Below are 26,694 nucleotides of genomic sequence, written 5' to 3'. Positions count from 1 at the left end.
TACGACTATGATGAATAGAAATAAAGATACTAAAAATACTATCAAAAGATTTGACAGAATTTCAATTGGTTTAGCTTCACCAGAATCAATCTTGGCAGAGTCAAGAGGAGAGGTGTTGAAACCGGAAACGATCAATTATAGAACGCACAAGCCTGAGCGTGATGGTCTTTTCTGCGAACGAATCTTCGGTCCGGTAAAAGATTTTGAATGTGCTTGTGGAAAATATAAAAGAATCCGTTACAAAGGAATCGTTTGTGACCGTTGTGGGGTTGAAGTTACGGAGAAAAAAGTACGTCGTGATAGAGTAGGACACATCAACCTTGTTGTGCCAATTGCTCATATATGGTACTTCCGTTCTTTGCCAAACAAAATCGGATACATCCTTGGATTGCCATCTAAGAAATTAGATATGATTATCTACTATGAAAGATATGTAGTAATCCAGGCTGGTATTGCGGTTAACGCAGAAGGCGAGCCGTTGCAGAGATTAGATTTCCTTACGGAAGAAGAATACTTGAACATTTTAGATTCATTGCCACAGGAAAACCAATATTTGGATGATTTTGATCCAAATAAATTTGTTGCCAAAATGGGTGCTGAATGTATCATGGACTTATTGGCAAGAACCGATTTGAATGCTTTGTCATACGAATTGCGTCACGCTGCGAATAATGAAACTTCTAAACAAAGAAAAACCGAAGCGTTAAAAAGATTACAGGTTGTGGAATCATTCCGTGATTCCAACAAAAACCGTGAAAACCGTCCGGAATGGATGATCATGAAGGTTGTACCTGTTATCCCGCCAGAATTGCGTCCGTTGGTGCCGCTTGATGGTGGTCGTTTCGCTACATCAGATTTGAATGATTTGTACAGAAGGGTAATCATCCGTAACAATCGTTTGAAAAGATTGATGGAGATTAAAGCTCCTGAAGTGATCTTAAGAAACGAAAAACGTATGTTGCAGGAATCTGTTGACTCGCTATTCGATAATACAAGAAAAGCTTCTGCGGTTAAAACAGAATCAAACAGACCGTTGAAATCGCTTTCTGATTCATTGAAAGGTAAGCAAGGTCGTTTCCGTCAAAACTTATTAGGAAAACGTGTGGATTATTCTGCCCGTTCGGTAATTGTCGTTGGGCCGGAAATGAAATTGTTCGAATGTGGTCTTCCAAAAGATATGGCTGCTGAACTATACAAACCATTCGTTATTCGTAAGTTAATCGAAAGAGGAATTGTTAAGACAGTTAAGTCGGCCAAGAAAATAATCGACAAAAAAGAGCCTGTAGTTTGGGATATCCTTGAAAATGTAATCAAAGGTCACCCGGTATTGCTAAACCGTGCTCCTACTTTGCACCGATTAGGAATCCAGGCATTCCAGCCAAAATTGATTGAAGGAAAAGCTATCCAGTTACACCCATTAGTGTGTACGGCGTTTAACGCGGATTTTGATGGTGACCAGATGGCGGTACACCTGCCACTTGGGCCAGAGGCTATCCTTGAGTGTCAGTTATTGATGTTGGCTTCGCACAATATCCTGAACCCTGCGAATGGTGCGCCAATTACGGTTCCATCTCAGGACATGGTATTGGGTCTATATTATATGACCAAAGAAAGATTGTCAGTTCCTGAACACAAAATCTTAGGTGAAGGTTTAACTTTCTATTCTGCTGAAGAGTGTAATATCGCTTTGAACGAAGGAAGAGTTGAATTGAATGCTCGAGTGAAAATCAGAGCTAAAGATTTTAATGAAGAAGGAGAATTAGTATACAAAATTATACAGACTACTGCAGGTAGAGTATTATTCAACGAAGTAGTACCAGCTGCAGCAGGATATATCAACGAAGTATTGACTAAAAAATCTTTACGTGACATCATCGGAAAAATCCTTGCAGTAACAGACGTTCCTACAACGGCAGCTTTCCTTGATGAAATGAAGGATATGGGATACAAATTCGCTTTCAAAGGTGGATTGTCATTCTCATTAGGAGATATTAGAATTCCGGAACAAAAAGAGAAATTGATTGCTGATGCAAGAGAGCAGGTTGACGGAATCTCGATGAACTATAACATGGGTCTTATCACGAACAACGAGCGTTACAACCAGGTTATTGATATCTGGACATCTGCAAACGCGCAGTTGACGGAGTTAGCTATGAAAAATATCCGTGAAGACCAACAAGGTTTCAACTCGGTATATATGATGCTTGACTCTGGAGCGAGGGGTTCTAAAGAACAGATCCGTCAGTTAACCGGTATGCGTGGTTTGATGGCTAAGCCTAAAAAATCGACTGCTGGAGGTGGTGAAATTATTGAAAACCCAATTCTTTCTAACTTTAAGGAAGGTCTTTCGATCTTAGAATACTTTATCTCTACGCACGGTGCGCGTAAAGGATTAGCAGATACCGCTTTGAAAACTGCGGATGCTGGTTACTTAACCCGTCGTTTACATGACGTTTCTCAAGACGTTATCGTTAACTCTGTAGATTGTGGTACTTTAAGAGGAATTGAAGTTTCTGCCTTGAAGAAAAACGAGGAAATCGTTGAAACATTAGGAGAGAGAATCCTTGGACGTGTTGCGTTGCAGGATGTAATCAACCCATTGACTAACGAAATTCTGGTTAACTCTGGTGAGCAGATTACCGAAGCTATTGTTAAGGCTATTGAAGAATCTCCATTGGAAAGAATCGATGTTCGTTCTCCATTGACTTGTGAGGCTAAGAAAGGTATCTGTGCTAAATGTTACGGAAGAAACCTGGCAACCGGTAAAATGACCCAAAAAGGTGAAGCAGTCGGAGTTATCGCTGCCCAATCAATTGGTGAGCCGGGAACACAGTTGACACTTCGTACCTTCCACGTTGGAGGAGTTGCAGGAGGAGTTTCTGAAGAATCTGCAATCATTGCAAGATTCGGAGGAAGACTAGAAATTGAAGATTTGAAAACTGTTGTTGGAGAAGATGCAGATGGAGAAAAAGTGGATATCGTGGTTTCACGTTCAACAGAATTGAAATTAATTGACGCTAAAACCGGAATCCTATTAAGCACACACAACATTCCTTACGGTTCTTCTATCAATGTAAAAGATGGAGATACTGTTGAAAAAGGAGCGGTTATCTGTAAATGGGATCCATATAACGGAGTTATCGTTTCTGAGTTTACCGGAAAAATTGGCTACGAAGATTTAGAGCAGGGACAATCGTTCCAGGTTGAAATCGATGAGCAAACCGGTTTCCAGGAAAAAGTAATTTCGGAAGGAAGAAACAAAAAATTGATTCCAACATTACATATCTATGGTAAAGACGGAGAATTAATCCGTTCGTACAACTTACCTGTTGGGGCACACCTTATGGTTGAAGATGGTGAGAAAATCAAAGCTGGTAAAGTCTTGGTTAAAATCCCTCGTCGTTCTTCAAAAGCTGGAGATATCACCGGAGGTCTTCCAAGAATTACCGAGTTGCTAGAGGCTCGTAATCCTTCGAATCCAGCGGTTGTATCTGAGATTGATGGTGTAGTTTCTTTTGGTAAAATCAAAAGAGGTAACCGTGAGATTGTAATCGAATCTAAATTTGGTGAAATCAAGAAATACCTAGTGAAATTATCAAGCCAGATTCTTGTACAGGAAAATGACTTCGTGAAAGCAGGTATGCCTTTATCAGATGGAGCCATTACACCGGAAGATATCTTAAGAATCCAAGGACCATCCGCTGTTCAGCAGTATTTGGTTAATGAGATCCAGGAAGTTTATCGTCTGCAAGGAGTAAAAATCAACGACAAACACTTTGAAGTTGTAATCCGTCAGATGATGCGTAAAGTTCAGGTTGAAGATCCGGGAGATACTTTATTCCTAGAAGAGCAATTAATCCACACTTCTGATTTCTTGGAAGAAAACGATAAATTGTACGGAATGAAAGTGGTTGAAGATGCAGGTGATTCAGAAGTGTTAAAACCAGGTCAGATTGTTTCTCCACGTGAATTGCGTGATGAGAATTCATTATTGAAACGTAATGATAAAAACCAGGTTGTAGCACGTGATGTAGTTACAGCTACTGCAACTCCTGTATTACAAGGTATCACAAGAGCTTCGTTACAAACGAAATCATTTATCTCTGCGGCATCGTTCCAGGAAACTACAAAAGTATTGAACGAAGCAGCGGTTGCTGGTAAAGTGGATACATTGGAAGGACTTAAGGAAAATGTTATCGTTGGACACAGAATTCCGGCCGGAACAGGTATGAGAGATTACGATCATACAATTGTTGGCTCGAAAGAAGACTACAACGAAATCATGGCGAGCAAAGAAGAGTATATCTACTAGTCGCAGGATTAAAAGTTAAATTAACTAAAAGCCACTATTTTAATTTCTAAATTAGTGGCTTTTTAATTCCAATATCAAAATCTAATATCAAATGAGCGATAACAATCAACAACAGCAAGGTCAGATCAACATCGAACTTGATGAAAAAACAGCAGAAGGAATTTATTCAAATTTAGCAATAATCAATCACTCTGCTTCAGAGTTTGTGATGGATTTTGTAACGATCATGCCCGGTGTTCCCAAGGCAAAAGTAAAAGCGAGAATCGTGTTGACACCACAACATGCCAAAAGATTCCTAAAGGCATTAGGCGAAAACATCCACAGGTTTGAACAGGTCAATGGAGAAATCAAGGATACCGAACAGCCACAAATTCCTTTGAATTTTGGTACAGCCGGACAGGCATAAGCATTATTCGAATTTTAAGAAGCCCTTTCATAGTTGAAAGGGCTTTTTATTTGTTGGTAATTTTCGATTTGTGGTTTGATTTGCACGTGCCGGTTTCTAACTGGGCATGATGTAATTCTGACAGCTTTGGAATTATTCGGAATGGCGTAAGTGGAATTATTGTAACTACAGCCTGCAGCATTGCAATCGACGTCTGCGACATTGAAACAGCCGTGAGCAAAATTGAAACTACCGTGCGCAACATTGAAACTGCCGTCGGCTACATTGAATTGGCGGGATTCAACACTATAAATGTAACCCGCACTACTAAAATTGCCGTTGGCAGTATTGAAATGGCTGCCCAACGTTTTATAGTTGACCCTAACTATATTGAAACTAACTATCGTAAGATTGCGGTTGACAGGGGCATTTTTAAAAGGGGATGGGAGGATAATGTAACGGAAACCTGCAATTAGAATGAGAATTGCCTCTACTTGGGAATGGGCAAAAAAAGAACCGCCTTTGAGGCGGTCTTAGCAAGTATTGTTTCCCATTTATCTTATTTTATAAATTTTAAAGTTAATAGTACTTACCTGGGCGAACTCTGGGGAGTGGATGCCGTATTTGCCACGGATGTATGTTTTGATTCCCTTTCCGACGGCTACCAGGCAGGCATCGCCCACGTAGAACCTATTGTTCCTTTGGATACGCTTGGAAGCGAGGTCATTGGTTTGTACGAGTATCTCCTGATTGGCTGCCAGCATCTCGTTTTGCTTCAGTGTCAACCCGGCAGTATTGACTTCGGTTTCGGCAGGGTTGTAATTGCCGTCCTGTATCAGCAGGTTGTTTAGGCTCCTGAAGTTTTCATAGATGCTGTCATAACTCTGCCTTGATACGGAATTGGTACCGTTTAATTCCTCACCTTCTTTTCCGTTGGGTTTCCTGTTGATGCGTGCGCCCTGGATTTTAGCATTAAAATACTTTGCATCATCGACTGTTTTCGGATCTACCTCTGTGGACTGCATCGTGTTGATTATCCTGGTACTTAGCGGTTTTACATCCTTGAAAACCAATTGGCGGTGGTCTACACTTAGGGACACGGTATTGCATTGATCCTTTACGGCATTATGCAGCAGGTTTGCTTCTGCCAGCAGGGAGACCACATTAGGCAGCTGCAGGATTTCCTTTTGTGGAGCGTATCCGTTTCCCAATCCTTCGGCGAATACTTTGAGGGCGTTTAGGCTGACTACATTTTTGTAGTGGCCGGTTTCATTTGTTTTCATAATTTAAAAATTTAGATGGTTTTGCATGGACTATTCCATGATTCTGCCGAACCAAACACAATGCCATATTTAATAAGATAATACTTAAGATTTTCTTAAGAGTATGGAAGTCCTGTTTTTCAAGGGATGACGGGTGGGGATTTGCCATTTTTTTTTTTTTAGTTGGGCACAAATGATTTATTGTGAATGTATTAACCGCTAAAACAGGCTGTTTCCAACTTTAAAATTTGATTTAGAGCAAAAAAATAAGCGGAGAAATATTACTATTATTTACAAATGAATTGGTTTTCCGCTGTCTTTTCCTATAACAAATTTCTTTTCATCGATTTAATCGTAAATTAATGTTAATTTGTCGAATTTTATTGTAGATTTATCACCCCAAAATCGACACAAAAGCGGGGACTTAAAATTAGTTTTAAGTTCTTTTTTTTGCGATTAATTTAAACCAATACAAGCCAAACATATTTTTAAAAACATTATTAATACCATTGATTTATGAAAATTTTTACGCATCCTACTATTGTTTCCAATAGTAATCCTTTCAAAAATGTTGCTATGGGTTTTGTGCTTTTCGCACTTTTGCTGGTTAGTTCGTTGTCTTTTGGACAGACAACATTGCTAACAGAAAATTTTGGAACAACTAATGCCGTATTGCCTACAGGTTGGACAAGCTCAAACACAACCAACGGTTGGAACGGAAGTACAGCTTCTGTATCGTCGACTTACCCTGGTTTTTCAGCAGGAGCAAATGTGCTTTTCGCAGCTACAGGAACTAATGGTTCGACTCATACCCTTACTTACAATAATAGCTTATCTACTGTAGGATATACCGGAATCACAGTTTTATGGGGAGCTAGAGGAACAGCTACTTTTTCTGGCGCAATTCCTTTTGAATGGAGTTCTGATGGAACGAATTGGAATGCGGTCACTTACACTCAGGTGACTTATAATGCAAACTGGGCTTTGGTGAATGGAGGAACTAGAATCAGCCTTCCATCTGGAGCAGCTGGTGTTTCAAATTTAAGATTTAGATGGACTGGAACTTCAACTAATAATGGTAATTTTAGAATTGATGATTTTACGGTTCAGGGAACTGCAGGTACTACAATTACCTCAAATGCAGTAACCGGAAACTGGTCTTCAACCTCAAGTTGGGTTGGAGGTGTGGTTCCAACGTCTGCAGACAATGCAGTAATTGTTTCAGGAGCTGTCATCACTATGGATAATGGAACTTACAGCACCAGAAATGCAAATACAACCACAACGGTGAACTCAGGAGGTACTTTGGCAACAGCTGTTACCTATACCAATAACGGAACGACTACTATTAATGGTTCTTTCCAGCTTAATTCAGGAGGATGGGTTACCAGTACTTCAGGAACAAACAATTTAGTATATGGCTCAGCCGGAACGCTGATTTTTAATACAAGTTATACCGCAAATAATGGAAACTATTGGCCTACTTCAAGTGGTCCGGTAAACGTTACGGTTAATACCAGCTGTCCTTTGGATTTAGGTTTTGCCAGAACGGTTACAGGTTTGTTCCAAACTTCGGCCAACATAAACAATCCGGGTAATATTACTATCGGCACCAATGGTACGCTTCAGTTGAATTCTGGATACGGATGGTCTGGAACAGGAAACCCAATTTACGGTTCTGCATCATTGTTGAAATACAATTCGGGAGGTTCTCCGGGAAGAGCTGCCGAATGGACAGCAACTACAGGAACCATTGGAACCACACCTGGTTATCCAAACAATGTCCAGGTGAGTAACAATACAACCTTGAATTTTGCCAATGGCGGAACGGGTACTTATAAAGCCAACGGAACATTGACGGTTGACGCTGGTTCATCATTATACCAAAACTTCAGTGGCGGAAATGCCGGTTTGGCTGTGGTTTCAGATGTTATCATTAATGGTAATATTACTTTGGGAACCTCTTCGGGAGATTTATATGTTGGAGGGAATTTAACTGTTGGTGCTTCTGCCAATTTTTCAACAAACGGAAGAGCGGTTTTCTTTAATGGAGCTGCCACACAAACGATAACAAAAACAGGTGCCGGAACCATAGCTTTCGATTACTTAGTCGTAGACAAAACGGCGGGAAGCCTTGTTTTGAGCAGCTCACCGGCTACCGACATTACTGTAAATGCCGCAAGTGGGAATGTGTTACAACTTATCAATACAGGAGGCCTTGACCTGAATGGCCGTATCATTACTTTTAACAATTCGGGCGGTGCCATCTATGTAAACGGAACCCGAACCATCAACTCGACAGTTGCCGGTGGTAGTTTGGCTTTCACTAATTATAAGGTTGTTGCCAACAATGCAGGAACAGGAAGTTTGACATTGGCTGCCAATGTTACCGTGAACCTGAATACTAATGGTAACCTTGATTTTGGTAAATCGGGAGCGGTTTACATCACAACCCTGAACGGAACTTTGTCTATCAATAGTACGACAAGCTGTTTTGTAAATACCAATCCACCAATTTACGGAGCTGCAGCTTTATTGAAATATAACAGCGGTGGTACTTATGGAAGAGGTTTGGAATGGAGTACCGTTTCGGGTGCAGGTTATCCAAATGATGTACAGGTGACCAATTCCACTACACTAAATTATCCAAATACAGCCGGAGCAGCATTTTCAACAGCTTTGGCTTTGGTAAGGGATTTAACTATCGATACCGGTTCGGCTTTATACATGGATTACGGTAATGGAAACAACAAAAGCGGTGCGTTAACCGTTGGAAGGAATATAGTGCTTTCGGGCAGTCTTTCTTTAGGGGATGCTGTCGGAGGAGATTTGAATGTGGCAGGAAACTGGACCCTATCTGGCGGTACCTTCATACCAAACCTGCGTTCGGTTCGATTCAACGGAGCTAGTGCCCAGGCAATAACAGGAGCTACTACTTTTGATTACCTGACTTTGAACAATAGTACAGGATTGACATTAAATAATTCGGTGATTGTGAATCAAACTTTGGCATTCACTTCAGGAAAAATAACTTTAGGAACAAATAACCTGAACATTGGAAGTGCAGGGAACATTACAGGAGCAAGTACTACCAACTATGTAGTTGCTGCCGGCACCGGTCAGTTGAAAAGAACCGTTGGAGGAACCGCTACCTTATTTGCAGTAGGAAATACAGCCTACAATCCAATTACCTTCACTAACTCAGGAACTTCAGACGTTTATGGAGTGAGAGTAGCCAATACAGCGCCAGCTGGTGCCAATAATACAAAAACGGTTACCAGACAATGGATCACAACCGAAGCCGTTGCAGGAGGAAGTACCCTAACCGTAGTTGCGCAATACAATACTGGAGAAACCGGAGCAGGTTTCGCAGCAGCTACTGATTATTTCATCGGGCATTATAACGGAACAGCTTATTCACAACAGGCAGCATCTACTGTGGCTGGAGCAAATCCATTCACCGTTACAACAAACACAACGCTTTCGCCTGCAGATTTAACGACAGGAACACAATATTTTGCCATTGGAAAAGACAATGGATTGTTATCAGTACCTTCTAAATACGTGGTTACAGCTATCACTCCTTCTTCGCCAACAGCGGGTTCAGGATTTAGTGCAACCGTAACAGTACAGGATAATTACGGTTCCAATACTACCTTATCGGCAAGTTCTTCGTTTAGTTTGACTACAAACGGAAATGCAGGAGCAATCTCAGGAACTACTACCGGAACTATAAATTCAGGTTCGAGCTCGGTAGTTGTCAGCGGGATTATTTTGGCGAATGCCGGAACAGGAGTAACCATTACGGCTACCAATACTTCGGGAGTTGCAGTGGCAACAGCAGGAACCAGTGCTACTTTTACAGTACTCGCTGCTGCAGATCATTTGACTTTTGTTGGAGTACCATCAACAGGAAATGTTGGGGTGAATTTAGCGTCATTCACAGTTGAGGCAAGAAGGCCGGATAACAGTGTAGATAATACCTATACAGGAAACGTTACAATTGCTAAAGCCAGTGGAACGGGTGTTTTATCAGGAACATTAACAGTTGCAGCTGTAGCTGGTGTTGCTACTTTCAGTGCGGCACAATTTGATACTGCAAGCACGTTTACCATCACGGCGAACTCAGGAAGTTTTACGACAATTACCAGTGGAAACATAGTAATTACTTTGGCACCAACCGTTATTGCCCAATTCGATTTTACAACAAGTCCATACATAAATTATACTGCAAAAAATGCCAACGTTGGAGTTACTGATTTTGCTATCTCTGCTGGAACACTTTCTACTCTTGTTACGACGGGTAGTGAATTCCCTAATGAACCTTATGTTGCCGGTTCAGGTGGATATACAACAACAACTCAAACCGGAGCTAAGAATTTTAATTTTACAATTACTGCCAATACGGGTTATGTGATTGAAGTTACCAGCATGCAGTTTAATGCTTTGGCAACAGCTGCCGGACCTTCTGCTTTCTCATATGACATTGCAGGTGGAAGCGCTTTATATACAGTGAACGCTCCAGACGGAACGTTGGTATCAGTTAATCAGAATACAACTGGTTTAACAAATTTATCGACCATACCAGTTCTTATCCAAGGATGGTTAAATGGTTCACGTTCTTCATCTGGTGCCGGAAACTTCCGTATAGATGATGTTATCGTAAAAGGATATGTTACCTGTAAAACACCTGCGACCTTTACTGTTGGAGGTGGAGGAGCTTATTGCCCTGGAGGTACCGGTGTTTCGGTTACCTTATCAGGTTCAGAAACAAATGTGAACTATCAGCTTAAGGTTGATGGGAATAATGTGGGTTCTGCGGTTCCGGGAACGGGAAGTGCTTTGAATTTTGGAGTTCAGACCACTACAGGAACTTACACGGTTGTAGCAACCAACACCAACGGAAGTTGTAATGTAAGCCAGACGATGACCGGAAATGCGGTTCTTGCGTTACCAACAACTACGTCAACTGATGGTGGGGCAACCTGGAGTAATGGGACTCCAACCAACCTTAAGGCGGTTATTTTTAATGGAGGAACAGGAACAATAAGTTCTGATATTGTTGGTTGTACATTACGATTGACTAATAATGCTACGGTTACTGTGGCATCTGCAACTGATATAACATTAACTGGTGCAATAACTGTAGATTCAGGAAGTACCTTTACATTGAATAACAATGCCAATTTATTGCAAAGCGGAACTACAAATTCCAACACGGGTAATATAATTGTAAAACGCAACAGCTCTGCATTAAAAAGACTTGATTATACTTTGTGGTCTTCGCCGGTTACAGGTCAGGGAGTTTATTCATTCTCGCCATTTACTTTTGCCAACCGTTTTTATGTATACAGGACCAATACCAATGTTTATAACAACGCTGACCTTGGATTCAATATCACAGGTTTGAACTCAGACGGTGTCAATGGAACAGACGGTAACAATGTTCAGTTTGCCCAGGCAAAAGGATACTTAATCCGTATGCCTTGGGATCATCCAACGGCAGCAACAATCTGGAATGGTCAATTTACAGGAGTTCCTAACAACGGAGACATCAATTTTACGATGACCAATGGTGGAGCAGGACAACGCTTTAATTTGGTTGGGAATCCTTATCCTTCGCCAATAAGCATGACACAATTCGTGTCAGATAACAGTACGAATATTACAGGAACACTTTATTTCTGGAGGGAAACAAACGGAACTACTGTAAACAATGCTTACTGCTCATGGGCAGGAGGAACATTTGTGTCAAATAGTGAGGCTCAGGTTTTCAATCCGAACGGAATCATCAGGACAGGTCAAGGGTTTATTGTAGAGGCTTCGGGTGCAGCAACTGCCTTAAGTTTTAAAAACGGACAACGTTCTTCAGACAATTCAAACCAGTTCTTTAAATCGGGGAATGCAAATGTTGCCAACGACGTTGAAGAAACCAACAGATTCTGGCTAAACCTGACAAATGCTTCAGGAGCGTTTTCCCAAATGGCTGCGGGTTATATGACCAATGCTACCAATGAAGTGGATTTATACGATGGTAAAAACATCAATACGGGTAGCGTATTATTGAACTCAATCTTGGATAATACAGATTACACCATTCAGGGCAAGGCATTGCCTTTTAATACATCGGACGTGATTCCGCTTAGCTTTAAAGTTACAGATGCCGGAGAATATACAATTGCCATCGACCATGTTGACGGATTATTCTCGGGCTCACAAGCTATTATCTTAAAGGATAATCTAATGGATACAGAACATGACCTGAAAACAGGAAGCTACACTTTTACAGCTGACGCAGGAACGTCTTCCAATCGTTTTGAGGTGATTTACCAAACGCAATTGGGAACCAATAATCCAACCTTTACCGCAAACAATGTAATCGTTTACAACCAAAACAATGATTTTGTAATTAATTCCGGAAATGCGATTATGAAATCGGTAAAAGTTTTTGACATCAGAGGCAGGTTATTGCAGGAGAAAAACAATATCAATGCGAGTCAGACTTCTATAAGTTCTGGTTTGTCAAATGGAGTTCACCTGATTCAGATTACTTCAGAAGATGGAATTACAGTAACGAAGAAAGTAATTCGATAAAAACATTCAATTTTTATATTCAAATCCCTGCTAGAAATAGCGGGGATTTTTTTTTGAAATTTATAGGAGTGACCAGCAAGAGTTAAGGGAAAAACGCTATGCGTAAAGTTATAACATTTTTATAGTCTTAATTGGCTGAATTTTAACTAAAAACAGCACTTTAACAATTAAAATTGCATCTAATCGATATTATTTTTCATCAAATTGTGATTAGGGTATTTTTGACAGTTAAACTAATGACTATTACTATGGATGCAATAATTACTTCTTTTAGAACGCTTTACAATGGGTTTGCAATTTCTGGAGCAAGAAAATGCATTTTGTTGCTTTTACTATTTTTTGGTTTCAATAACCTTCATGCCCAAAGGTTTGCTGTAGCCACTGGTAACTGGAATGGTTCAATTTGGGCCACAACGGCAGGTGGAGTAGCTGGTTCAGCTGCCACACCAACTTCTTCTGATGCAGTTACAATCAACACGGGTGTCACGGTTACCGTAAACGTAGCTGCAGCAGCTAATTCCATTACTCTAACAGGAGGAACATCCGCTACGACAGCGATAAATTTAAATAATAGTTTGACTGTAACGGGGAATGTTTCCATTTTGTCTAACTCGGCAAATGGAGACCGTACCAATACGATAGATGTTAATTCCAATACGCTTACGGTTGGTGGTAATATTGACATACAAGGGCAAAGTACCAATGGTGCGCACTCCCACGATGCCATATTGAGCATAAGCACCGGTACAGTGTCGATAGGAGGAAATCTTACTTCTGCAGCTAATTCCAAATCATTTTTGACCTTTTCGGGAGCAGGTATTATTAATATGACAGGAGCCACTTCTGCATGGTCCTTAAATACGGCTGCAACCTTTACTAAATCAACCAGCACGGTTAACTTTACTGGAGCCACGCCATCCATCACAACGGCTAGTTCCTTCAATAACGTTACAATTAAAACAGGTTCTACCACAACTGCTACAGCCGTTTTTGCTGCGACAGGAACATTTACAATAGAAGCCGGGGCGAAATATACTCATAACGCTTCCAATAATGCCAATGGTTCAGCTACTGATATCCCAGGTACAACAAAATCTTTTGCGACAACCAGTACGGTGGAAATTCAAAAATGGGGTGATGGTACAGGTACAGCCTTAGCAACATTGCCTTCGGTAACATGGGGTAATTTGATTTTCAACGTTACCACTTTGGCTGGTTCATGGAATCAGCAGGGAGCACTTACCACGGTAAATGGAAACCTTACTGTGCAGTCAACGGGCGGAAGCACCAGAGAGTTGCGTTTATCGGGAAATACTGGCTACACCCTTACCATTGGTGGAAACTTAACTGTGTCTGGAGGTATTCTTGATTTAGCAAGCGGTACTGCGGCGCCAACAATTAATTTGGGTGGGAATTTCAGCCAGACTGGAGGAACCTTCAAATGTACCGGCTCAGTCTCGAGTTTTAATTTTACAGGCGGGGCTTCAAGTGCGACTTTTTCGACATCAGCAGGAACATTTACCAATACCAATATTAACTGGGTTATTGCTTCGGGTAAAACTTTGGCAAACAATACCAATTTTGCTGCAGGAAACTGGATAGCCAGTAGCCGTACCATGACTGTTAATGGTTCTTTCCAGGTGAATCAGGGATCTTTTACAGGTAGTGGTGCCGGAGGAACGTGGACTTATGGTTCGGGCGGAACGCTTATCTATAATTTTACCCAAACCACAGCTTATGGCCCTGTAGATTCTACACATGGATACTGGCCGGCTTCAAATGGTCCGGTTAACGTAATCCTGCAAATGCAAAACAGTGCGTCAATCAATGCCGGTGCGGTTCAATTAGGTGCTGCAAGAACAATTACAGGAACCTTGAGCACTTCCAATGCAAACGGAAGAACAATGTTTCTGGATTTGAACGGAAATACTTTTCAATGTGCCAATATAACTGTTGGGACTACTGCACCATTAACTTTAAGCGGAACGACAACCACAACCGTTACAGGAAATGTAAATTATAGCGCCAATTTTACTATCAACGGAGATTTAAAGGTTGGTGGAAACTGGACTAAAGCTTCATCGGGATTAACATTTACAAGAAACTCGAAAGCAGTATTCTTTACCGGAAGCGGTACAACACAAACAATAACAGTAACCGGAGGAGGAACAGAAACCTTTGATTATTTATTAATCGATAAAGCAACTGCAGGAACTGTGACATTGGCTACAGGAACCAATTTAGCCATTGCTGCCACTTCTGGAAACACATTTGAAATAAAAACATCTGCGAGTAATTTAGATTTGAATGGGCAAACCATTTCTTTCTCTTCGACAGGCGGAAATATCCATGCTAATGGAGTTGCTTCAACAATCAACGGAGCATCAGGTAGTAAGATAGCAGTTTCAAATGGTACCAAAACATTCACAACGGCAAGCGGGAGCTGGTCATTGGGTGTTAACGTTACTTTGGAAACCAACAGCGGTGTGAATTTCGGTTCAAACCTTACGACCTTAAATGGAACTTTCAAGATTTTAAGCGGAGGATTTGCATCTGGTAATTCGGCTCCAATCTATGCCAGTGGTTCAACATTGGAAATCAGTAACGGAGGAAGTTTTTCATTATATGACAATTCAGGCGCAAATGAATCAGCAGCTTGGTTTAGAAATGTTACCGCTACAGGTTCTGCACAGCAAGGTGTGCCTTGGAATTTTGTAATTTCAAATAGTTCATCCGTAAACTGGAATAGTACCGGAGGAGATGCATTTCATAGAGACATTAATGGAAACTTCACTATCAGTAGTGGTTCATTTGCCATGAGTACAACAGCTTCGGGAGATTTATTTATAAAAGGAAACTTTACCAATAATGGAACTTTCACAGCCAACGGAAGAACGGTTACCTTAAATGGTTCTGCACAAAGTATTTCAGGCTCAACAACTACATTCCAGGATTTGGTTTTTGCAACCAACACAAGTACTAAAACTTTAGGAGTAGCAACTACAATCAATGGAAACCTGAATATCAATACAGGAGTTAAGGCTGACCTTGGAACTTTTGGTTCCACTTCGGCTACGCTGACTACTGGTGGTTCAGTAAGAACAACAGGTACATCCTATGGTGGAACAGGTTCACCTGCAGCCAATATTGACTCTGCATTCTTTGCAAATAATACAGGTTATTTGAATGTAGGATCATGTGCTACCTATAGTCTCGCAAGTACAGTAAATACTTCAACATGTATCGGAACTGCAGCAACAGTTTCGGTTACGTCATCTGGAGCTAATTTACCAGATGGAACCTATAGTGTATTCTATACATTAAGTGGGTCTAATACTGGTTCAGGTAATGCAACCATGACAGTATCAGGTGGAGCTGGTTCAGGAAGTTTTACAACAGCGGCAGTTTTGGCCAATAGCGGTTCTACAACAATTACTATAAATCATCTTACCAATAATTGTGTTACAAGAATAACTTCAAATAATACTGCAACAATAACCGTTAATCCAAACAATATTTCAGGTTCACCTTCATCAACGCCAACATTGTGTATCAATACGGCATTGACTCCAATTACACATTCAACAACAGGAGCAACAGGAATCGGAACACCGACGAACCTTCCTACAGGCGTAACTGCAGGATGGGCATCAAATACAATCACAATTAGTGGTACACCTACAGTGTCAGGAACATTCAACTATTCAATTCCATTAACAGGTGGCTGTGGAAGTATTAATGCAACAGGTACTATTACAGTAACACCAAATAATATCGCTGGTTCACCATCAACAACGCCAACATTGTGTATTAATACAGCCCTGACTCCAATTACACACTCCACAACAGGAGCTACCGGAATCGGGTCACCAACAGGCCTTCCTTCTGGGGTAAATGCAGGATGGGCAACCAATACAATTACCATTAGTGGTACACCTACAGTTTCAGGAACTTTCAATTATTCGATTCCATTGACAGGAGGCTGTGGTAGCGTAAATGCAACCGGTACAATTACTGTTAATCCGGTTAATACAGTTGGTTCGCCATCTTCTACACCTTCTTTATGTGTTAATACGGCACTAACACCAATTACACACTCTACTACAGGAGCAACCGGAATTGGATCGCCAACCGGATTGCCTTCAGGAGTAAGTGCAGGATGGGCAACTAATACGATTACAATTAGTGGAACACCAACAGCGCCGGGCGTATATAATTATTCGATTCCATTAACTGGTGGATGTGGAAGTGCTAATGCTACAGGAACAATAACGGTGAATGGGCCAAGTGCTTCAGTAATTTCAGGTTCTACCTCTATTTGTGCAGGAAGCACAGCTAATATACAGGTTACTATTACTGGTGGAACTTCTCCTTATGCAGTGGTTTATTCTGGCGGCAGTGTTGGAAGTTATATCAGTGGTACCGATATCCCTGTTACTCCAACAAGTTCAACAACCTATACCTTAACATCAGTTACTGATGCTAATGGCTGTGTTGGCGTTGGAAATAGTGGTTCTGCTTTGGTTTCAATCGATTCGACTACTTCAACGAATGGTGGGCCTTGGTCTAATGGATCGCCATCGGCAGGAAAATCAGTAATTTTTGACAATACAAGCATATCATTGGGTGCTGACTTTGCGGCCTGTTCGCTTACATTAAAAAATAGTTCAGTTGTAACTATTCAATCAGGATCGGATGTTGTTTTAACAGGTGCTTTAGCTGTAGAAGCTGGCAGTACATTTACTTTAGATAACAATGCTAATTTATTGCAGACTATTCCATCTGGTACAAGCTATAGCAATTCAGGGAACATCATTGTAAAACGTAACTCATCGGCGTTAAAACGTTTTGATTATACCTTATGGTCTTCACCAGTTACGGGTCAGGGAGTTTACGCTTTTTCACCTTCTACATTTGGAAACAGGTTTTATGTTTACAGAACCAATACGAATGTTTATAACAATGCAGATGTTGGACTCAGCATTACCGGTTTAGATCCGAATGGAGTAAATGGTACCGACAGCAACAATGTTCAGTTTGCATCAGCTAAAGGATATTTAATCCGTATGCCTTGGGATCATCCAACAGCGGCTACAATCTGGAATGGTCAATTTACAGGTATTCCTCATAATGGAGACATCAATTTTACAATGACCAATGGTGGAGCAGGACAACGCTTTAATTTGGTTGGAAATCCTTATCCATCGCCAATCGATATGACACAGTTTGTTTCAGATAACAGTTCGAATATTACCGGAACACTATATTTCTGGAGGGAAACCAATAACAATACTTCCAATAATGCTTATTGTACCTGGGCAGGAGGAACATTTACATCCAACAATGAAGCTCAGGTTTTCAATCCGAACGGAATCATCAGGACAGGTCAAGGGTTCTTTGTTGAGGCTTCTGGGGCAGCAACTGCTTTAAGCTTTAAAAACGGACAACGTTCTTCAGACAATTCAAACCAGTTCTTTAAATCAGGAAACACCAATGTTGCCAACGATGTTGTTGAAACCAACAGATTCTGGCTGAACCTGACAAATGCTTCAGGAGCGTTTTCGCAAATGGCCGCCGGTTATATGACCAATGCTACCAATGAAGTGGATATATACGATGGTAAAAACATCAATACCGGTAGTGTATTATTGAACTCAATTTTGGATAATACAGATTACACAATTCAAGGTAAATCTTTGCCATTTAGTGCCTCAGATGTAATTCCGCTTAGCTTTAAAGTTACAGATGCTGGAGAATATACAATTGCCATCGACCATGTTGACGGATTATTCTCGGGCTCACAAGCCATTATCTTAAAGGATAATCTAATGGGTACAGAACATGACCTGAAAATTGGAAGTTATTCATTTACGGCAGCACCAGGAACGTCTACCAATCGTTTTGAAATTATTTATCAAACCCAATTGGGAACCAATAATCCAACCTTTACTGCAAACAATGTAATTGTCTACAACCAGAATAATGATTTCGTAATCAACACGGGCAGCATTGTCATGTCATCTGTAAAAATATTTGACATCAGAGGCAGATTGATTCAAGAGAAAAACGGAATCAATTCGAGCCAGGCTTCAATCAGTGCCGGTTTATCCAATCAAGTTCTTTTGGTTCAAATAACATCAGTAGATGGAATCACAGTAACTAAGAAAGTGATTCGATAAAATCATCTTAAAATTATACTCAAAACCCCGCTAGAAATAGCGGGGTTTTTTATTGTATCGCGTCCTGCGAATGTTAATAACTAGTGTATTACTTAAGATTTTAACTTATAGCCTAAGCCTTACATATCATTAATTTTGCAAAAAAGCAAAATAAAATCAAGTAAAATAAAGATAAATATTACAAAAATATATAAAAATATGCATTTAATCGATAAAAAGCGTATTTAATCGGATTTTTTTTTGTTTTTTTCTAAACTTAATATCTATTTTTGCTTTTCAATTATTCGCAACAAATAAATTTTTTAATCATTCTGTCAAAATGAAAAAAATAGTTCTCAATTCGAATCCGAAAGGAATTAACCTTTCAACCTTAAAAAAATCTTTATTCATTCTGCCCTTTGTCCTGTCAACATTTGCTATACAGGCAGCAACCATTACCAGTACTGCTACAGGTGGAAACTGGGCAACCGGATCAACATGGGTTGGCGGTGTAGCGCCAGGAACGGGAGATACTGTCATTATTGCAACCACTGGAACTAATTTCGTTAACATTGCCGCCTCAATAACGCAAACCGCTGCGGGTTCTGTAACGGTGAATAGCGGCGCCATACTGACCATGAATAACTCCGGAGTTACGGTAACTTTTGGAGCGCTTACGGTTAATAGTGGAGGAACAATGACAATTAAGCGAAATACTACCATACTGGGCGCTACCACCATAACAGGAAGAATCAATTTTGGTTCGACAAGCACTACAAAGCGTACAATCAACTTTAATGGGGTTTTAACCTTGAACGCAGGTGCTGTTTGGGACGAGTCGAATGCAGGTGCGAATACTGTGGCAAATACATATGTTATAAAAAATAATTTTATTAATAATGCGACGACGTTTACTTCGTTAGTAGCTAGTTTGCACAACTTTACAGGAGCAGGGACTTTGTCAGGAAGCACAAATACGGCTATGCCAAGGGCAACATTTACATCTGCTTATACAAACAATGGAACTCTGACATGCTCAACCTTACTTACGGTTACCGGAGTAACTTTAACCAATAACGGAACGATTACCGCGGCTACATCGCTTGCCGGTACAGGAGGTGTAACTCAAGGAGCTACAGCGACTTTGAATATTGGAGGGACGTCCGGGATAACAACATTAAATGCTACTACTTCAGGAAATACGGTTAATTATACCGGAGCGGCACAAACAATCCACACCGGAAACTATAGTAATTTAAATTTTTCAGGAAGCGGCGCAAAAACCTTAGCCACAGGAACTACAACAATTGGTGCGCTTTCTTTGAGCGGGACTGCAACAACTACTTCGGTTGTTAATTTGGCCATAACCAATAATCTTACGATTAATTCTGGTACCACATTTACGACAGGTAACAACTTTACCTTAGGTGTAGGTGGCGCAACTTCGGTTACAGGATCGATTGTTCTTGGAGGAACCGGCGCAAAAACATTTACTGGAGACGTAACCCTAAATGGTGTTTGGAATGAATCAGCTGTTTCTGCAATTAATTTTGGAGGAAATTTTACTAATAATGCTACAACATTTACAGCCAATACAGGAGCGCATAATTTTACCGGAGCAACAAAAATAATTAGCGGAACCACTTCAACAATTATCCCAACGGCAACTTTTACCGGAGCGTATACCATCAACAGCATATTTACTTCTGCTACTGCACTTACAGTAACCGGAGTTTCTGTTACTAATAACAGTACAGTTACTGCTGCCGCATCATTAACCGGAACTGGAAGTTTTATTCAGGGAGCAACAGGGATTTTAAACTTAAACGGAACAATCGGAATTACAACACTAAACGCAGCAACAGCGGGAAATACTGTTAACTATACCGGAGCTGGACAAACTGCTTACGTAACAACCTATAGCAATCTAACCTTATCGGGTTCAGGGACGAAGACTTTTGCCACATCGCCAACCATCAATGCTGTGTTGTCAATGGAAGGAACGGCTATCACTACTGTAACTACAGGAGCAATATCTTATGGAACGGCGGCAACTTTGCAGTATAACACTGCAACAGCAAGAACAGCCTCTACTGAGGAATGGATTACACCATTCGTGGCCACTGGAGGGATTGTTATCAAAAACACGGGAGCTATAACTACACCGGGAGTTGTTCAGATTGGTAACAATACTAGTGTTCCTCTGAATATCAATACAGGAGCTACTTTAACGCCAGGGGCAAATTTGATGACTTTCCATGGTGATTTTATCAATAACGGAACGCTAACAAGTGGTTCAGGAGGCGTAACAATTGCGGGTACAACAGCAACGCAATCAATAGACGATTTTACTACGACAGGAGCGGTTACATTTACTAAAATTGCAGGTATAGCAACTATGACGGGAAATGCAAATGGATCAACCCTGACAATAAATGGTTCAGGAACTGCTGCATTGAATCTTGGAATAGGATTTACACATACTTTCACAGGAATTGTAACACTTACAGCTGGAGTCTTAAATGGTGGAAGCAGCATATTGAATGTAAATGCTGTGAGCGCAACTGCATGGAACGGAACAGGAAGCGTGTTTGTGCCTTCAACCGGGACAGTAAATTTTGGCGCAGCCGGAAATCAAACGATTGCAGCCAATTCGTCTTTCTACAACCTTGGATTTTCAGGTTCTGGAATCAAGACATTAAGTAACGCTACTACAATAAACAACAATCTATCAATAAGCGGAACAGCTGTAGCCAATTTGGGAACAGGTTTGACTCATAGCGCTTTATCGCTTACGCTTGGTGGGGCTTCTCAGGTTATCGGAACTTGGGGTTCTACCGCTTCGCCAGCGGTAAATAAAAATGCTACCTGGTTTGGATCAACTGCAACCGGTATCATCAATATTAACTGTAATGCGCCTAGTGCACCAACAAGTGGTGGAAATAAAACAATTTGTTCAGGAGCTACCATTCCGGCATTAACAGTAACAGTAACTGCTGGGCAGGTTGTCGACTGGTATAATCAGGCTAGTGGTGGAACTTTGTTGTTATCAGGTTCTACTTCTTATACACCTGCAGCAGCCGGGACTTACCATGCTCAGACCAGAGTTTCAGCAACAGGATGTTTGAGTGCAACAAGAACGGCTGTTGTATTGACTATAAATTCTAATCCAGCTGTGCCTTCCTTAACAGGAAGTACCATTTGTACAAGCCCAGGAGGAAATGGAACAATAACAACAACAACTTCTCAAACCGGAGTTAATTATCAATTATATAATTCGAGTAATGCAACTGTACAGGCTGCTAAGGCAGGAACAGGTTCAGCTTTGAACTGGACAGCACTGGCAGCTGGAAATGGCTATTACGTTATTGCTACCAATGCTACTACCGGATGTTTTTCGACAAGCACGGCTGTAAATGTCTCTGCAAATGCTAATCCAACAGCCTTGGTTTTGACCGGAAGTACAATCTGTGCAAGTCCTGGAGATGATGGAACGATTACTTCTTCAACTTCCCAAACAGGCGTGAATTACCAGCTGTATAATTCAAGTAATGTAGCGATTCAGGCAGTACTGCCTGGTACAGGAAGTGCTTTGACTTGGACCGATTTGGATGCAGGAAATGGATATTATGTTGTAGCAACCAATGCTACAACGGGATGTATTTCTTCTAACAGTAATGCTGTTAATGTTACAACAACAGCAAATCCTGCAGCACTTGTTATAACAGGAAGCACTATTTGCGCAAGTCCCGGAGATAATGGAACAATTACTTCGACTACCTCTGTAGCTGGAATAGAATATCAATTGATTGATGATGCAGATGAAGAGGTTGGTGACCCAATAATCGGAACAGGAGCTGCACTTAGCTTTACCAATGTGCCGGCTGGAACAGGTTACTACGTTGAAGCGACAAACCTAACTACTGGTTGTGCGTCGGTTCCAAGTAATTTGGTAAATGTATCAACAACTCCGAATCCAGCAAATAAAACTATAACAGTTTCTTCGGCAGCGGTATGTACAGGAACCGGAGCCAATGTTATTGTTGCAGGTTCTCTTTCCACTGAAAACTATCAATTAAGGAATAATTCAGGAAATACTAATATAGGATCTGCCCTTACAGGTAATGGCGGTAATTTAAACCTGCCTACAGGTAACTTAACGGTTGCTACTACATTTAATGTATTGGCTACAATAACTGCAACAGGTTGTACAACCCAATTGACAACAACTCCGAGCATAACAGTAAACCCAACTAATACAGCTGGCGCTGCTTCATCTTCACCGACCTTATGTGTGAATACGGCTTTAACCGCAATAACCCACACTACAACAGGAGCAACAGGAATTGGTACTGCTTCAGGTTTGCCAACCGGAGTAACTGCTGCCTGGTCATCAAATACAATAACAATAAGCGGAACACCAACAGCGACCGGAACATTCAATTACAGCATTCCTTTGACTGGAGGTTGTGGAAATGTGAATGCAACAGGAACCATAAATGTAAATTCATCATCGGTAGCTCCAACAGGAATTACAGGAACAAGCACTATCTGTAATGGAAACAGCACTACTTTAACGGTAAGCGGAGGAACATTAGGGGCTGGAGCAACAGTACAATGGTTTACGGGTTCTTGCGGTGGAACTTCTGCCGGAACAGGAACTTCAATAACAGTTTCACCGACATCCAACACAACTTATTATGTGCGTTACAGCGGAACCTGCAACACTACAACCTGCGCTTCGCAATTGATTACAGTAAACACCTTGTCAACTGCTCCAACCGGAATTACAGGAACAAGTACTATCTGTAATGGAAACAGTACAACACTTACAGTAAGTGGTGGAGCTGCAGGAACCGGAGCAACGGTGCAATGGTTTACAGGCTCTTGTGGTGGAACTTCTGCAGGAACAGGAAACTCAATAACAGTTTCGCCTTCATCGAATACAACTTATTATGTACGTTACAGCGGAACCTGTAACACAACAACATGTGCTTCGCAATTGGTAACAGTGAATACACCATCGGTAGCTCCAACCGGGATTACCGGAACCACTACAATCTGTAACGGGAATAGTACGACACTTACAATAAGTGGCGGAACTTCAGGAACGGGAGCATCAGTACAATGGTTTACAGGTTCATGCGGAGGAACATCAGCAGGGACAGGAAACTCGATTACCGTTTCACCTTCAACCAATACAACTTATTATGTACGTTATAGCGGAAGTTGTAATACCACAGCATGTGCTTCGCAATTGGTAACGGTAAACACACCATCTGTGGCTCCAACCGGAATTGCAGGAACAACAACAATCTGCAACGGGAACAGCACTACTTTAACAGTAAGTGGCGGAACAGCTGGAACTGGAGCAACAGCAGAATGGTTCACTGGTTCTTGTGGTGGAACTTCTGCCGGAACAGGAAACTCGATTACAGTTTCACCTTCGTCGAATACAACGTATTATGTGCGTTATAACGGGACTTGTAATACCACAGCATGTGCTTCGCAATTGGTAACGGTAAACACACCATCTGTAGCTCCAACCGGAATTACAGGAACGACGACTATATGCAACGGAAACAGTACTACACTTACAGTAAGTGGAGGTACATTGGGAACAGGAGCAACAGTGCAATGGTTTACGGGTTCATGCGGAGGGACTTCTGCAGGAACCGGAAATTCAATAACAGTTTCTCCTTCATCCAATACAACTTACTATGTGCGTTACAGTGGAACTTGTAACACCACAACATGTGCTTCGCAATTGGTTACAGTAAATGCAACAACTTCTGCCGCAATCCTAACCGGAAGCGCCGCTATCTGCTCAGGCAGCCCAACGAATCTAAGTGTTGCAATAACCGGAGGAACTTCTCCATTTACAGTAGTTTACAATGATGGGACTTCAAATACAACCGTAAACAATTATGCGAGTGGTTCAAATATTTCAGTTTCGCCATTGGCAACGACGACTTATACTTTGGTTTCTGTAACAGGTGCCAGCGGTTGTGTAGGAACAGGTAATACAGGTTCAGCTTCCATTACCATTGATTTGACTACTTCTACCAATGGAGGTGCATCATGGTCGAATGGGACGCCAACATCTGGAAAATCAGTTGTGTTCGATGGTTCAACAGCAACGTTGAGCGGTGATTTAGCTGCCTGTTCGCTTCGATTGAAAAATAATGCAACAGTAACTGTTCCGTCAGGATTCGATGTTACTTTGAACGGAAGGTTAACTGTTGAAGCCGGAAGTACATTTACCTTAAATAACAATGCCAATTTATTGCAGAACACCACTTTGGCCAATTCGGGTAATATAATTGTAAAAAGGAATTCATCAGCGTTGAAGCGTCTTGATTATACCTTATGGTCTTCGCCAGTTACGGGTCAGGGAGTATATGCTTATTCCCCTTCTACTTTCGGAAACAGGTTTTACGTTTACAGAACGAACACTAATGTATTCAACAACGCTGACCTCGGATTCAACCTGACAGGTTTGAATGCTAGTGGCGTTAATGGTACTGACAGCAATAATGTTCAGTTTGCTCAGGCGAAAGGATACTTAATCCGTATGCCTTGGGATCATCCAACTGCTGCAACCATTTGGAATGGTACATTTACCGGGGTTCCAAATAACGGGAACATAACTTTTAATATGATAAACGGTGGTGCAGGACAACGCTTTAATTTGGTTGGAAATCCTTATCCGTCACCAATCAGCATGACGCAATTTGTTTCAGATAATAGTACCAACATTACCGGGACATTGTATTTTTGGAGGGAAACCAACAACAATACTTCCAATAATGCTTATTGTACCTGGGCAGGAGGAACATTTACATCCAACAATGAAGCGCAGGTATTCAATCCGAATGGAATCCTGAGAACCGGACAAGGTTTCTTTGTAGAAGCTTCCGGTGCTGCGACAACTGTTGATTTTAGAAACGGGCAGCGTTCTTCCGATAATGCAGATCAATTCTTTAAAACAGGCAATGCAACTGCTGTGAATGATGTTGTTGAAACGAACAGATTCTGGTTGAATTTAACGAATGCTTCGGGTGCATTTTGCCAAATGGCTGCCGGTTATATGACTGGTGCAACCAACGATGTGGATTTATACGACGGTAAAAATATCAATACAGGGAGTGCTTTGTTGAGCTCAATCCTTGACAATACAGATTATACCATTCAAGGAAAAGCATTGCCATTCAATGCCTCTGATATGATTCCATTAAGTTGTAAAATAACTACAGCAGGAAGCTACACCATTGCCATTGATCATGTTGACGGAATATTTACTAACGGTGCACAGGCAGTTTATTTAAAAGACAACCTGACGACTACAATCCATAATTTAAGTACTGGCGCTTATACTTTTGCTTCAGATGCAGGAACGTTTACCAATCGTTTTGAAGTTGTATACCAGGCACAATTGTCTAATCATACTTTCACTGCAAATTCAGTGGTTATTTACAGCCAGGGCAATGAGTTTGTAATCAATTCAGGAAACACAATTATGAAATCGGTAAAAGTGTTTGATATCAGAGGAAGATTGTTATTCGACAAAACCAATATCAATTCGAATCAGGCTACAATAAGTGGCGGATTGGCAAATGAAGTTTTATTGCTTCAAATTACTTCCGAAGATGGAATCGTGGTTACCAAGAAGGTTATCCGATGATATTATATTATTGTTAAATAAAAAATCCCCACCAAAACGGTGGGGATTTTTTTATGGTTTTTATAAAAAAATAAGCTTAAAATTTTTTTTTAAGCTTGCTTTTTATTTTTTCTAAAAGTATACATTACGAAAAGAATACCGGTTATTGCTAACAGGATTAATTTGCTGTTAATTGGCGCTGGTTCCGGGTCACCACCTTCAAGTCCGCCACCACCATCGTCATCGCCTGGTTGTGCAAAAGCCACAAAATCAGACAATAAAATAAAAGCCAGTAAGTAAAATTTCAATAGGTTTTTCAT

At 41.0% G+C, this 26,694-nt stretch carries 8 protein-coding genes; 6 read left to right on the top strand and 2 right to left on the bottom strand.

Features of this window, described 5'->3' with window-relative positions; all coding sequences use genetic code 11:
- Positions 1 to 7: 7 nt before the first annotated feature.
- From rpoC to L1S31_RS00835, 3 genes are all read left to right on the top strand, one after another.
- Entirely contained in the window at positions 8 to 4,312 is a 4,305-nt protein-coding gene (gene rpoC / locus L1S31_RS00845; RefSeq protein WP_236460650.1) for a DNA-directed RNA polymerase subunit beta', read from the top strand.
- Positions 4,313 to 4,403: 91 nt separating this feature from the next.
- Entirely contained in the window at positions 4,404 to 4,718 is a 315-nt protein-coding gene (locus tag L1S31_RS00840; RefSeq protein WP_236460648.1) for a DUF3467 domain-containing protein, read from the top strand.
- 212 nt (positions 4,719 to 4,930) lie between these two features.
- Positions 4,931 to 5,173, top strand: coding sequence for a hypothetical protein (locus L1S31_RS00835; RefSeq protein WP_236460645.1), 243 nt, complete (start codon positions 4,931 to 4,933; stop codon positions 5,171 to 5,173).
- A 78-nt stretch (positions 5,174 to 5,251) separates the two neighbouring features.
- Here L1S31_RS00835 and L1S31_RS00830 read toward each other — a convergent pair whose 3' ends face one another.
- On the bottom strand, positions 5,252 to 5,980 hold the full coding sequence (locus L1S31_RS00830) for a hypothetical protein (protein WP_236460643.1): 729 nt from the start codon (positions 5,978 to 5,980) through the stop codon (positions 5,252 to 5,254).
- A gap of 495 nt (positions 5,981 to 6,475) precedes the next feature.
- Between L1S31_RS00830 and L1S31_RS00825 the strand changes: the two genes are divergently transcribed.
- The 3 genes from L1S31_RS00825 to L1S31_RS00815 all read left to right on the top strand — a co-directional run bounded on the left by L1S31_RS00825 (position 6,476) and on the right by L1S31_RS00815 (position 26,395).
- Positions 6,476 to 12,553 carry a RemA C-terminal-like gliding motility protein gene (locus L1S31_RS00825; RefSeq protein ID WP_236460634.1) on the top strand — a complete coding sequence of 2,026 codons (6,078 nt, stop codon included), beginning with the start codon at positions 6,476 to 6,478 and terminating at the stop codon, positions 12,551 to 12,553.
- A 248-nt stretch (positions 12,554 to 12,801) separates the two neighbouring features.
- Positions 12,802 to 18,732: a RemA C-terminal-like gliding motility protein gene (locus L1S31_RS00820; protein WP_236460632.1), complete on the top strand. Its 5,931-nt coding sequence runs from the start codon at positions 12,802 to 12,804 to the stop codon at positions 18,730 to 18,732.
- Between the two features lie 2,533 nt (positions 18,733 to 21,265).
- Positions 21,266 to 26,395, top strand: coding sequence for a RemA C-terminal-like gliding motility protein (locus tag L1S31_RS00815; RefSeq protein ID WP_370637867.1), 5,130 nt, complete (start codon positions 21,266 to 21,268; stop codon positions 26,393 to 26,395).
- 89 nt (positions 26,396 to 26,484) lie between these two features.
- Here the strand turns inward: L1S31_RS00815 and L1S31_RS00810 are convergent, their stop codons facing one another.
- Positions 26,485 to 26,694: an Fjoh_0651 family PID-CTERM protein gene (locus tag L1S31_RS00810; RefSeq protein WP_502539609.1), complete on the bottom strand. Its 210-nt coding sequence runs from the start codon at positions 26,692 to 26,694 to the stop codon at positions 26,485 to 26,487.

The organism is Flavobacterium wongokense (assembly GCF_021608265.1).
Taxonomy (GTDB): Bacteria; Bacteroidota; Bacteroidia; order Flavobacteriales; family Flavobacteriaceae; genus Flavobacterium; species Flavobacterium wongokense.
Note: the sequence above shows the minus strand (reverse complement) of the source record. Positions and strands in the feature narration are given on the sequence as shown.